The organism is Pseudomonas flavescens (assembly GCF_013408425.1).
Taxonomy (GTDB): Bacteria; Pseudomonadota; Gammaproteobacteria; order Pseudomonadales; family Pseudomonadaceae; genus Aquipseudomonas; species Aquipseudomonas fulva_A.
This window is the reverse complement of record NZ_JACBYV010000001.1, coordinates 3,353,364-3,365,889: the sequence shown is the minus strand read 5'-3', so window position 1 is coordinate 3,365,889 and position 12,526 is coordinate 3,353,364. Positions and strand designations below refer to the sequence as shown.

Below are 12,526 nucleotides of genomic sequence, written 5' to 3'. Positions count from 1 at the left end.
CGCCGCCCTCTCGCGGTAGGCGCGCTTTTGCTTGCAGACAGCGCAGATTCAGGAAGACCACGATGTCGGACGCCCAAGCCGAAAACACCCAGCAGGACATTCTCGACAAAGCCGTTGCCGAAGGCGGTGCCTATGAGGTGCTGCACAAGCGCCTGCAGGAGCAGGGGCTGCGCCTGCGGCAAAATACCGAGGCACTGAACGAGCAGCGTCTACAGGAGTTCGGCAGCAGCCAGATGGAAGTGACCGGTCGGGTTCGCATCCGTACCGAGAACAACTGCATCGCCCGCGATATCGTCCAGGTCGGCGACTGGCTGCTGTTCGGCTACAACGTGTTCCTCGGCCTGAAGAAGGAAACCTCGGTCGCCGACGTGTTCTCGCTCTACCGGCTGGTGGAAGGGCCGGAGGGCTATGAGGCCGAGTCGATCGTTCTCGAGGGCACCTTCCTGGCGCAGAGCGGCTTCGTCAACGACTTCAACGAGCTCTACACCTACTACAAGAACACCCGGCTGCTGCAGCTGGCGATCCGTGACGGCAAGCTGCTGGCGAGCTTCCAGATTGGCGAGCGCATCACCGACATTCGCGTGTTTCGCTGGTCACTGTCGCTCGACGGCAAGGACGTGCGCTACATCGACAACCGCGGCGAACGCGATATCGCGCTGCCGGCGCCGTTCGATTTCGAATGGCAGAAAACCACCCGTGACATGACCGTCAACGGGCGCTTCCCGCACTTGAACATCCTCGACACGGTATTCGTCGAGACCATCGGTGGCGACCTGACGATCAAGGTCGAGAACAACACCGAGAAGGGCGAGGGCATCTACCGCGAAGAGGTGGTGGACAAGACCCAGTCGCTGGACGATGCCCAGGTCGAGTTCGCTGCCCTGGGTAGCCTGATTCTGCTGAAGATCCTGCCGTACCGCGAGGAACAGTGGCGCTATCTGGTGTTCAACCGGCTGACCCGCAAGGTCGAGCGCATCGATGCCATCGGCCTGGCCTGCGTGCAACTGCCCGAAGACCACGGCATCATCTTCCCCGGCGGTTATTACCTGCAGAACGGTGAACACAAGACCTTCGAGCAGTCGATGGCCGGCATGCGCTTCAAGCGCTCGGTGCGTTCGCCCAATGGCGAAGACGTGCAATACATCTTCTACCACCCGGGCGAAGGCCGGGCGGTATTGCTGACCTACAACCTGGTCACCCGGCAGCTGCAGAACCCGATCTTCGGCCACGGCTACGCGCGCCTGGAAGACGGGCGCATGGTGATCTTTTCCGCCGAGGGCGACGAACCGACGCGCATCCACCCCATGCAGATCTGGCAGACGCCATTCTGCAGCGAGGAGTACGCCGCGCGTCAGCCGGCACGCAGCGGTTTCTTCGGGCGAATCGGCAATGCCGAGCTGGTGCGCGGCGTCTCCGACCTGTTCAACCTCAGCCGCGAGATCGACAGCCGCGAAGTCTCGGTGCCGCGCTACACCCTGCTGTGTCAGAACACCCGGCGGCTGTTCGACGTCTATCACTGGCTCAGCGATCCGCAGTGCGCGGGTATGGCACCGTTGCTGCGCGAGATCGCGGCGACCGGCGAGCTGGTGCTCGACGAATTCGAGAAGGTCGAGAGCATTCGCCAGCAGTCGGCCACGGCCATGGCCAGTGCGGAAAGTCGGCAGAAGGCGCTGCTCGAGAGCCTGCGCTCGGAGAGCTGGGACAAGGTCGAGCAGTACGTCGAGGCACTCAACGCCATCACCGCCCAGCGCGGCCAGTTGCTGACCATCCGCGATTATCGCTACATCGACGTGGCACGTATCGACGCCATGGAGCAGGCGCTGCTCGAAGCCCGCGAGCAGACTGCCGCTGCCACTTCAAGCTACCTGGCAGGTGATGCCGCGCTACAGCCGTATCACGACAACCTGCAGGCACTCGATGCCCAGGCGCAGAAAGCCGAGACCGTGGCGCAACTGGCCGAACCCCTGGCAGGGCTGGGCGAGATGGCCGCCAACCTGGACATGCTCTCCGGGCTGATGGCTTCGCTGCAGATCGACGATGCCACCGAGCGGACCCGCATCGTCGACGCCATTTCCGAGGTGTACGCCAAGCTCAACCAGGCCAAGGCGCGAGCCGAGCAGCGCCGCAAGGGGCTTGGCTCGACGGAAACCGTGGCGCAGTTCGGCGCCCAGTTCAAGCTGTTCAGCCAGAGCATCACCAACGCCCTGGCGCTGGCCCAGGATCCCGAGCGCTGCGACGAGCAGCTGTCGCGTCTGCTGGTGCAACTTGAAGAACTGGAGAGCCAGTTCGGTGACCACGAGCAGTTTCTCGGCGACATTCTGGCCAAGCGCGAGGAGCTGCTGGAAACCTTCGAGGCCCACAAGCAGACCCTGCTCGACGAGCGTCAGCGCAAGGCTCAGGCCCTGCTCGATGCCGCCCGGCGCATCCTCGACAGCCTGGGCCGGCGCACCGCGCGTTTCGACCAGGCCGAAGAACTGAATGCGTTCTTCGCCGCTGACCCGCTGATTCTCAAGCTGCGTGAACTGGCCGAACGCCTGCGCGAGCTCAAGGACAGCGTCAAGGCCGATGATGTCGAGGCGCGTCTGAAGGGCGCCCGGGACCAGGCCGTGCGTGCGCTGCGCGACAAGAGCGAACTGTTCGAAGAGGGCGGTGATGTCATCAAGCTGGGGCCGCGCCACCGCTTCGCCGTCAACACCCAGGAACTGGACCTGACCCTGCTGCCCCGTGGCGACGGGCTGTTCCTGCACCTGACCGGCACCGATTTTCTCGAACCCCTGCACGACCGCGAGCTGGAGGCGTTGCGCGATTACTGGCAGGTGGCGCTGGAGTCGGAATCGGCCGCGTTGTACCGCGGCGAGTTCCTCGCCGGTCTGGTCCTCGACGCCGCCGTGCGTAACGCCGAGGGGCTCAGCCTCGACCTGCTCAAGGCGCAGATGAGTCAGCCCGAGGAACTGATCAAGCGCATCCGAGAGTTCGCGGCACCGCGCTACAAGGAAGGCTACCAGAAGGGCATTCACGACCAGGACGCCGTGGCCATCCTGCTCAGGTTGCTGGCGCTGCGCGAAGGCGCCGGGCTGTTGACCTACACGCCTCTGGCCCGTGGTTTCGCATTGTTCTTCTGGAACCGCTGGCGCGAAGACATGGACGCCGCCCACTGGGCCGAGCGCGCCCACACCTGCGCCAACATCCGCAAGCTGTTCGGTCGTGATGAAGGCCTGGTGCAGTTGCGTGCCGAAGTGCTGGCGGCGATGCAGGGGTTCCTGGCACGCCACCCGATGCCGTTCGAGGCGGCGCCGTTGCGCGAGGCTGCCGAGTATCTGGTCGAAGAGCTGGCTGCCGAGCGCGTCGAGTTCGTGGTCAGCAAGTACGCCCGCGATCTGCTCGACGGCCTGCGCCAGCACCTGCAGACCGCACACATGTGGGACGGCTACCTGCAAGCCCAGGAGCGCCTGCGCGGAAGGCCCGATCAGCGCTGGGCGCTGGCGGAGAACTGGCTGCGTGCCTATTGCGCCGAACAGAGCGCGGCCTCCCAGGCCTATGTACCCGAGGCCGTGGCCCTCGGCCTTATCGATGCCGAGCTGCCGGTTCGTGTCACCGAGGCGGATCTGCAGGTGCGCGTCGACGGCCTGCTCGGCGATCATCCACGCATCGAGCAGGGCACCCTGGCATTCGCGCTGGACGATTTCTTCCAGCGTCTGCGTCACCACCGCGAGACGTTCCTGCCGGCTCTGCAGCGTTATCAGGCACTGCGTCAGGAGGTGGTCAATCGCGAGCGCGATGCGTTGCGCCTGAGCGAGTTCAAGCCACGGCCGCTGTCCTCCTTCGTGCGCAACAAGCTGATCAACGATGTGTATCTGGGTGTCATCGGCGACAACCTGGCCAAGCAGATGGGTACCGCCGGTGAAAGCAAGCGCACCGACCTGATGGGCCTGCTGATGCTCATCTCGCCGCCTGGCTACGGCAAGACCACCCTGATGGAGTACGTGGCTCACCGCCTCGGTCTGATCTTCATGAAGATCAACGGCCCGGCCCTCGGCCACGAAGTGCGGTCCATCGACCCGGCTCAGGCTCCCGACGCCACCTCTCGCCAGGAGCTGGAGAAGCTCAACCTGGCGCTGGAAATGGGCAACAACGTGATGCTCTACGTCGACGACATCCAGCACACCCACCCGGAATTCCTGCAGAAATTCATCTCGCTGTGCGACGGTACCCGGCGCATCGAGGGCGTGTGGAAGGGCCGCACCAAGACCTACGACATGCGCGGCAAGAAGTTCTGCGTGGTGATGTCGGGCAACCCCTATACCGAGTCCGGCGACGTATTCAAGATCCCTGACATGCTGGCCAACCGGGCGGATATCTACAACCTGGGCGATACCCTGGGCGGCATGGAAGAGGCTTTCGCGCTCAGCTACATCGAGAACGGCCTGACGTCCAATCCGGTGCTGGCGCCGCTGGCCACCCGCGATATGGCCGATGTCTATCGCTTCGTCGCCAAGGCCGAAGGCAAGCCGTTCTCCAGCAACGAACTGAGCCACGGTTACAGCGGCGCCGAGGTCAACGAAATCGTCTCCACCCTGCAGCGCCTGATGCAGGTGCGCGACGTGGTGCTCAAGGTCAATCAGCAGTACATCGCCAGTGCTGCCCAGGCCAACGAGTACCGTACCGAGCCCTCGTTCAAGCTGCAGGGCAGCTACCGCAACATGAACAAGATGGCCGAGAAGATCTCCTCGGTGATGAACGACGCCGAGCTGCTGCAACTGATCGCCGATCACTACCAGGGCGAATCGCAGCTGCTGACCACCGGCGCCGAGGAAAATCTGCTCAAGCTCGCCGAGCTGCGTGGCAACCAGACGCCCGAGCAGCTCGAGCGCTGGGCGCAGATCAAGCGCGATTTCATGCGCAACAAGGCCATGGGCGGCAGCGACTCCGACATCGGCGGGCGCGTGGTGGCGCAGCTCAACGATCTGGTCGAGGGGGTGCGTGGCCTGGCTCGCGGCGAGCAGGCTGCGCCCGCGCCTGCCGCCGTGCCCTGGCAGGAGCTGCTGGCTGGCCTGGAACGCTTGCGCGAAGTGCAGCCGAAGGTGGAGGTGGCCGTACAGGCGCAGCCGCAACCCGGCATCCAGGCGCTGCTCGAACGCCTCGCCGATGGCCTGCAAGACGGTGTGGTGCCGCTGATCAATGCCATGGACAAGAAGATCGACATCGATCTGGGGACCCACAAGCGTATGGGCGACATGGCCCAGCAACTGCGTGAGATCGCCCGGATGATGGGGCAGGGCGGCGACACGCCGTGACGCTCTGGCTGTTGCCGCGGCTGAAGTTGTTGTTCGGTATCGCCGCACTGATGGTCGTGCTGCAACTGGTCAACAGCCTGGACGGCTACAGCCTGAACCGCTGGGGGCTGATTCCGCGTGTGCTGGAAGCGCTCCCCGGCGTGCTTCTGGCGCCCTGGCTGCACGGCAGTTGGTTGCACCTGTTCGGCAATCTCAGCGGCTTTCTGGTATTGGGCGCGTTGGCCCTGCTGGAGTCGCGCCGCGAGTTCGTCCGTGCCAGCCTGTTCATCATCGTTGCCAGTGGTCTGCTGGTCTGGCTGTTCGGCCGCCCGGGCATTCATGTCGGCTCCAGTGGCTGGCTGTTCGGGCTGTGGGGGCTGCTGCTCGGGCGCGCCTGGTTCCGTCGCAGCTTCGCGGATCTGCTGCTGGCGGCCCTGGCTCTGGTGCTCTACGGCGGCTTCTTCTTCGGCCTGCTGCCGCAGCAGGGCGTGTCGTTCGAATATCACCTGGCTGGCGCATTGTGCGGCGGACTTTACGCTTCATGGCAGCGGGGCGGGCAAAAGCGCCGCACCCGAAAACGAACTCGGCAGGGTTAAAAATGGATTTCGATCGCCTTGATCAACACCTGCGTGACAGCCTCGCGGACCTCACGCTCAGCAACGATGAGCGAGATGAACTGCGTGAACTGGGCAACGACCTGACGCCTGATCAGGTGCGCTACCTGCGCAACCGCGCCTTCTCTCTGGTGCGCGAGTTGGTCGGCAACCCCGAGGACGCCATGCCGGCCCTGAAATGGCTGGAGCAGGTGATCAAGACCCTGGAGGTGCGCTGCTCGCCGGCCCGTGGCCACGCCAGCGCGCATTTCAGCCCGGGGGAAAGTTGCCGTCAGCGTATTCGCGGCCTATGCCAACAGGCCCGGGAGTCGGTGGATGTGTGCGTCTACACCATTTCCGATGACCAGCTCAGTGACGAGCTGATCGCCGTGCACCGCCGTGGCGTGGCTGTACGGATCATCAGCGACAACGAGAAACGCTTCGATGCCGGCAGCGATATCCAGCGCCTGATCGACCAGGGCGTGCCGCTGCGGATCGACAACAGCCCGTTTCATATGCACCACAAGTTCGCCCTGTTCGACGGGCGCCTGCTGCTCAACGGCAGCTTCAACTGGACGCGCAGCGCCAGTGTCAGCAACGAGGAAAACCTGCTGGTGACCGACGACCCTCATCTGGTCGCCGAGTATGCGCGTGAGTTCGACAGGCTGTGGACTCGCTACCGCCCGGGCTGAGCGGCGGCGCAAGGCGGCTTTGCGAGATCAGCGACGCAACGCTGGCAGAAGCGTCTGCCAGCTGGCTGGCACGTGCCGACGCAGCGCGCTGCTCATGGCGTCCCGGCGTTTCTGGTACAGCAGCCCGAGGCCCATGACGCCCAGGCCGATCAGGCTGACCACCACCGGGAACAGCAGCGAGTCCTCGAACACGTCATGGGCCAGGTAGCCGAGGTAACCCGCCACGCCCAGCGCGCCGAAGACCATGAACAGCGGGCGGCGCAGCAGCACGGCGAGGCCGATCAGGCCCAGATTGATCAGGCAGTAGAGCAGCTTGCCGAACTCGCTGCCGCTGTCCTGCAGGCTCAGGCCGCACCAGAACGCGGTGAGGCCCGCCAGGTAACCCCAGAAGGCGAAATCCTGTTTGCTGCGCCCGTCGACCAGCAGGCTGACGAGCAGCACCAGCAGGCCGAACCAGAGCGAAACGTCACGGCGTTGTTCCCAGGTGATGTACTCGTCATGAAAAAGTTCGCTGAGATCCATCGACATGAACCAGAGGGCCACGGCGATCGGCATGACGATGAACGGGAAGGGCATCACGCGCAGCACCAGCAGGCCGACAACGATGGTGGCGACTTCCATGAGCAGCCAACCGCCTTGCACGTAGCGGTAGTAGTCGGCGTAGTCGGTTTGCGTGTCCCCCATGGGCCACAGGCCGAATACACGCTGGGCGGCGAACACCACCAGCGGCACGAGGCTCACCGCCACCGCCGCCAGCAGGCCGCCCGGAATCGGCTGGCCGCGTTGCCACAGGCTGCGGCCACCGAGGAAGAACAGCAGCAGATAGGCAGCGCTGATCAGCAGTAGCGCAGTGTCGCCGATGCTCATCCAGGCTTCGGTCATCAGCCAGCCCATGGCCCCGATGATCAGCAGCGCACCGAAGTAGTAGGCCACATGGGAGAGCTGAAAGCTGGGGCGGCTGTGTGGATCGTGCTGGAGAAAGTCCACCAGGGCCTGATCCTGACCCGGCTGCAGGACGCCGGCCTGGACGGCACGCTTCAGGTCGCTGCTGTCGATCTTGAGTGTCATGAACGAGTCCCTGTAAGGCGTGGCGCCCTGTCGGCCATTGGCGTGCGTCACGCTCTGGTCGGTGGGCCAGGGCGCTGGGCCACCCTGGCGGGCTGGCTGCCGAATGGCGGGCCAGCGTTGCTGTCAGTGTTTGCGCGGTACGGGCTTGAGCAGTTCGTCTGGCGGCATTTCGCAGGCGATCTTGCGGCCCATCAGCGCTTCGATGGCTGGCAGCGCGTAAGCGTCGTCTTCGCCGGCGAAGCTGATCGAGGTGCCGCTGGTGCCCGCACGACCGGTACGACCAATGCGGTGCACGTAGTCATCCGGCGTTTCCGGCAGGGTGAAGTTGATGACGTGGCTGATGGCATCGACGTGGATGCCTCGGCCCGCCACATCGGTGGCGACCAGCACGCGAATGCTGCCCTCACGGAAGCCTTCGAGCACCTTGATGCGTTTGTGCTGCGGCACGTCGCCGGACATCTGCGCGGCACTGATGCCATCGCGGGTGAGGCGCTCTTCGATGCGCCGTACTTCGTCCTTGCGGTTGGCGAATACCATCACGCGGATCCAGTCGTTCTGAGCGATGAGGTTGTAGAGCAGCTTGTACTTGTCTGCCGAGGCGACGGCGTAGACATGCTGTTCGACGGTATCGCTGGCGACGCTTTCCGGTTCGATCTCGACGATAGCCGGATCGGTGGTCCACTGTTTGGCCAGGTTCATCACGTCTTCGGTGAAGGTGGCGGAAAACAGCAGCGTCTGGCGTTCGCCCTTCATCGGGGTCTGGCGGATGATCTGCCGGACCTGCGGGATGAAGCCCATGTCGAGCATGCGGTCGGCTTCATCGAGCACCATGACCTCGACCATGTCCAGGTGGACTTCACCGCGCTGGTTGAAGTCCAGCAGGCGGCCCGGGGTGGCGACCAGAATGTCGCAGAAGCGTGATTCGAGCAGCTTGAGCTGTTTGTCGAAGTCCATGCCGCCGACGAAGCTCATGACGTTCAGGTCGCTGTACTTGGTCAGTTCGGCCGCATCCTTGGCGATCTGCACCACCAGCTCGCGGGTCGGCGCGATGATCAGGGCCCGCGGCTCGCCCATGTAGCGGTCTTTCGGCGGCGGGGTCTGTTGCAGCTGGGTGATGATCGAAATCAGGAAGGCGGCGGTCTTGCCTGTGCCGGTCTGGGCGCGGCCGATGGCGTCGCGGCCCTTGAGGGTGTAACCCAGTACGCCCGCCTGGATCGGCGTGCAGTAGGGGAAGCCCAGATCATGAATGGCATGCATCAGGTCCGGGGACAGCTTGAAGTCGTGGAAGCGGGTCTTGCCAGGGGCTGGTTCGACCTTGAAATCTTCGAGCTTCCAGGTGTCGACCGGCTTGGGTGCGCGCTCTCGGCGAGGTTTCGCGGGTTTGCTCTGGGGTTTCGGGGCAACGGGAGCCGACGCTTTCGGTGGCCTCGGTGGGCGTTCCTCGCGAGCTGGGCTGGCGGGTGGCGGGGAGGGCTCGATGGTCGGGGAGACTGAGCTGTGTGGCTCATTTTCGGCTTTGCCGAATATTTTTTTGAGTGCTTTGAGCACGGTCATCTCGTCGGTTGATTAAGGAATGAACGACAGCCAGTGTAAAGCAAGACGCGCGCAGGGCGAAGTACCCTGCGGATACCGTCATTGCGGGCTTTGCGATCAGCCTGCCGGCAGGCTGGCGAGCAGCAGGCGCTGCACGTTGCCGCCCATGATCGCGGCGATCTCCTGGCGGCTGAAGCCGGCACCGAGCAGGCCCTCGGTCAGCTGGGCGAGCCCGGTCACGTCGAACGGGGCGTGGATGGTGCCGTTGAAGTCGGAGCCCAGGGCCACATGGCGCACGCCCACCAGGTCGGCGGTGTAGCGAATCGCCTTGACGATGGCAGCCACCGAGGTGGCACACACGGCCGTGTCCCAGTAACCGATGCCAATCACCCCGCCGGTGGCGGCAATGGCGCGCAGGTGCCGGTCGCTCAGGTTGCGGGTACCGGGGCAGGTGCCTTCGACGCCGCCGTGGGAGACCAGCAGCGGGCGTTTGGCGATGGCCAGCACATCATCCATCAAGGGGCGCGAGGCGTGAGCCAGATCGATCAGCATGGATTTCTCTTCGAGGCGGGCGATCACCTGCCGGCCCAGCGGTGTCAGGCCACCCTTCGCCAGGCCATGGGCCGAGCCGCCGACCTCGTTGTCGAAGAAGTGAGTCAGGCCAGCCATGCGGAAACCTGCGTCGTAGAGACGGTCGAGGTTATCCAGCTGCCCTTCGAGCGGGTGCAGGCCCTCGGTGGCCAGCAGGGTGGCGACGCGACGCGGGTCCTCGTTCCAGGCCTGCAGGAAGGTGGCCAGGTCGGCTCTGCTCCTGATCAGCACCATGCGACCATCGCTGCCTGCGGTCGCCTCGCGCAGCTTTTCGGCCTGGTAGAGGGCGCGCTGCAGCAGGCTGTTCCAGGTCGCCCGAGGCCAGCGCTGGGCCATGGCGAGCAGCGTGATGGTGTCGCTATCGGCAGCGTTGCTCTCGTAGTTCAGCCCGCGTGGCGATTTGGTCACGGTGGAGAACACCTGCAGGCCGACGCGGCCTTCGAGCATGCGCGGCAGATCCGAGTGCCCGTAACTGTAGCGCTTGAGCAAGTCTCGCTCCCAGAGCAGCGCGTCGTCGTGCAGGTCGGCGATGAACAGGGTGTCGTGCAGGCGGGTGGCGGCCTCTCCGGCAGGGTAGGGCGCAGGTGATTCGACGCTGTTCATGTGTCGGTCGAGGATGCTGGGCAACGTGAAGAACACGCCGGCAGCGACGATCAGGGCAATCGGAGCGATCAGCAGGCGTTTACGCATCGGGGGCATCCACGCAAAGGTATGGGCCCGAACAGCATGCCACGCGGTGACGGCATTTCAGTGACAGAGGCGGTTGCGGCCTTCGTCCTTGGCCCGGTACAGGGCCTTGTCGGCACGGGCGATCAGGCTGGTCAGGCTGTCCTTGGGCTGCATCTGGGTCAGCCCCAGGGAAATCGTCACACCGGGCTGGGCGCCCAGCGGCGAGTAAAAGGCGCCGATCTGCTCCAGGCTCTCGCGCAGACGCTCGGCGATGTCCACTGCCTGTTTCAGGTTCAGCTCAGGCAGCAGCACGACGAATTCCTCACCCCCGAAACGCACCAGGCTGTCACGGGGGCGCAGCTGTCGACGCAGGGTGTGGGCGACCAGGCACAGGGCATAGTCGCCAGCCAGGTGGCCGTGCTGATCGTTGTAATCCTTGAAGTGATCGACATCGAGCATCAGCAGGCTCAGGGGCTGGCAACTGAACAGGCAACGGGTGCGTTCGCGTTCGAACACGTGCTCCAGCCAGCGCCGGTTGAAGGCCCCGGTGAGTTTGTCGACGTTGGCGTTCTGCTCGCTGTCGATCAGTTGCCGATTGCCCTGGCGCATGCGGCTGCACAGCACTTCCAGCAGGTTGTGCATCATCTGCGGCGATTGCTGGAACAGCGTGGTCAGTGCATCACGGTGCAGGCGCAGCACGCTGCTCGGCTCGTTGGCCACCACGTAGGCGCTGGGATGCTCGTTGTCGATGAAGCTGATTTCGCCGGCGCAATCACCCGAGTGCAGGGTGGTGACCGGCTGATTGTCCAGCGAGCCCAGATAAACCTTGAGGCTGCCGTTGACGACTATATAGAGGTACTGGTTGCGGTCGAACGGCGAGAGCAGCACTTCGCCGGTGTCCAGATCGCAGGCACGAAAGGAATCCAGCAGCCGTGTCAGGCTGCCGAGTGCAACATTGTTGAACAGGCGCAGTTGTCGGATCTGCTGTAGATCGGTCTGCCATTGGGCTGCCTTCATGGCATCAGCATCCTTGCTCGAAAACGACTAACGATCGGCACCGCTAACGCTCCCTGGGTCAATGACCCCATTCATGGTGAATGGACGGGCCTCATTACCCTGACAGTATCCGTCGGCCCGAGGACTGACAATGCTCTTGCGCCTCGACGACGACAGGCGGCGCGTGGACTGTGACCTGGGTCACAGGCCTGGCCCCGCGCAAACCGGCGTTATAGACGGGCCGCCAGCCAAACGCCGACGTCGCGTATTTCCTCCGGTAACACTTCGTGGCCCATGGGATACTCCTGCCATGTCACGGTGACATCATGCTGCAGCAGCCAGTCGTGAGCGGCGCGGCCCATGGGTGGCAGCACCACGCCGTCCTGATTGCCGTGCAGGCAGTACACCGGTATCGCACGCTGCAGGTCGCTCAGTTGCACCTGCTCGGCAAAGGTCGGGGCGTAGGTGGACAGCGCCAGGACGCCGCCGAGCGGGCCCTGCCAGCGCAGGAAGGCGGTATGCAGCACCACCGCGCCGCCTTGGGAAAAGCCGGCGAGAAAGATGCGGGCCGGGTCGATCCCTTCGTTGCGCTGCGCCTCGATCAGGTCGATCACCTGCTGGGCCGACTGTTCGAGCTGCTCCCGATCGATCGCCCTGGCCGGGCTCATGGCGAGAATGTCGTACCAGCTGGGCATCTCGTAGCCGCCGTTGACGGTGACTGCGCGAGTGGGCGCCTGGGGCAGTACGAAACGGGTGCTGCGCAGCGATTGCTGCAGCGCCTGGGCGACCGGTTGAAAATCGAAGCGATCTGCACCCAGACCGTGCAGCCAAATGACGCATGAATCGGCGGGAAGTGGGGGCTGCAGTAGCAATGTGGTATCCATGTGTTGCTCCAATATGGGGCCTGTGCGTTATTTTGGTGCGTAACTGTTTTTCGTCACTGTACTGATCCGTGAACAAGATGTCGCAAGATTACAAGTTTGCCCCCTTGACCCGCCTATCTCGCGGGCAAAATCACCGTGTGGTATGGCCTTTGCTATAGAGCCTGAGACTGATGTCGTCGGCCTGGCGTGGTAACACCGCTCCGAGCCGCGGAGCAGACGGGAAAGCC

At 64.2% G+C, this 12,526-nt stretch carries 8 protein-coding genes; 3 read left to right on the top strand and 5 right to left on the bottom strand.

Annotated features, from left to right (window positions below; all coding sequences use genetic code 11):
* Positions 1–62 precede the first annotated feature (62 nt).
* From FHR27_RS14985 to FHR27_RS14975, 3 genes are read left to right on the top strand one after another with little or no spacing between them, the layout of a single operon-like run.
* Positions 63–5,294 (top strand): DNA repair ATPase, encoded by a 5,232-nt coding sequence (locus tag FHR27_RS14985; RefSeq protein WP_179538958.1) that lies wholly within the window; start codon positions 63–65, stop codon positions 5,292–5,294.
* Positions 5,291–5,869 carry a rhomboid family intramembrane serine protease gene (locus FHR27_RS14980; protein ID WP_264650072.1) on the top strand — a complete coding sequence of 193 codons (579 nt, stop codon included), beginning with the start codon at positions 5,291–5,293 and terminating at the stop codon, positions 5,867–5,869. Before FHR27_RS14985 ends, FHR27_RS14980 begins: the two co-directional genes overlap by 4 nt.
* Positions 5,870–5,871: 2 nt before the next feature.
* Positions 5,872–6,558, top strand: a complete 687-nt coding sequence (locus tag FHR27_RS14975) for a phospholipase D-like domain-containing protein (protein WP_042555435.1) — start codon at positions 5,872–5,874, stop codon at positions 6,556–6,558.
* Positions 6,559–6,585: 27 nt separating this feature from the next.
* Here FHR27_RS14975 and FHR27_RS14970 read toward each other — a convergent pair whose 3' ends face one another.
* The 5 genes from FHR27_RS14970 to FHR27_RS14950 all read right to left on the bottom strand — a co-directional run bounded on the left by FHR27_RS14970 (position 6,586) and on the right by FHR27_RS14950 (position 12,299).
* Positions 6,586–7,626: a DUF2157 domain-containing protein gene (locus FHR27_RS14970; protein WP_042555436.1), complete on the bottom strand. Its 1,041-nt coding sequence runs from the start codon at positions 7,624–7,626 to the stop codon at positions 6,586–6,588.
* Between the two features lie 123 nt (positions 7,627–7,749).
* Positions 7,750–9,174: an ATP-dependent RNA helicase RhlB gene (rhlB, locus tag FHR27_RS14965; RefSeq protein ID WP_042555448.1), complete on the bottom strand. Its 1,425-nt coding sequence runs from the start codon at positions 9,172–9,174 to the stop codon at positions 7,750–7,752.
* Positions 9,175–9,276: 102 nt separating this feature from the next.
* The gene (locus FHR27_RS14960; RefSeq protein WP_179538956.1) at positions 9,277–10,440 is read right to left on the bottom strand and encodes a dipeptidase; all 1,164 of its coding nucleotides are present in this window, start codon (positions 10,438–10,440) and stop codon (positions 9,277–9,279) included.
* A 57-nt stretch (positions 10,441–10,497) separates the two neighbouring features.
* A complete protein-coding gene (locus FHR27_RS14955; RefSeq protein WP_179538955.1) occupies positions 10,498–11,436 on the bottom strand; it encodes a GGDEF domain-containing protein in 939 nt (312 codons plus the stop codon).
* A 209-nt stretch (positions 11,437–11,645) separates the two neighbouring features.
* On the bottom strand, positions 11,646–12,299 hold the full coding sequence (locus tag FHR27_RS14950) for an alpha/beta hydrolase (RefSeq protein WP_042555439.1): 654 nt from the start codon (positions 12,297–12,299) through the stop codon (positions 11,646–11,648).
* Between the last annotated feature and the right edge of the window lie 227 nt (positions 12,300–12,526).

What these genes read in the sequence shown, in the direction of transcription:
- FHR27_RS14985 (WP_179538958.1), top strand. Translation starts at nt 63, where the DNA reads ATGTCGGACGCCCAAGCCGAAAACACCCAGCAGGACATTCTCGACAAA.
- FHR27_RS14975 (WP_042555435.1), top strand. Translation starts at nt 5,872, where the DNA reads ATGGATTTCGATCGCCTTGATCAACACCTGCGTGACAGCCTCGCGGAC.
- FHR27_RS14970 (WP_042555436.1), bottom strand. Translation starts at nt 7,626, where the DNA reads ATGACACTCAAGATCGACAGCAGCGACCTGAAGCGTGCCGTCCAGGCC.
- FHR27_RS14960 (WP_179538956.1), bottom strand. Translation starts at nt 10,440, where the DNA reads ATGCGTAAACGCCTGCTGATCGCTCCGATTGCCCTGATCGTCGCTGCC.
- FHR27_RS14955 (WP_179538955.1), bottom strand. Translation starts at nt 11,436, where the DNA reads ATGAAGGCAGCCCAATGGCAGACCGATCTACAGCAGATCCGACAACTG.
- FHR27_RS14950 (WP_042555439.1), bottom strand. Translation starts at nt 12,299, where the DNA reads ATGGATACCACATTGCTACTGCAGCCCCCACTTCCCGCCGATTCATGC.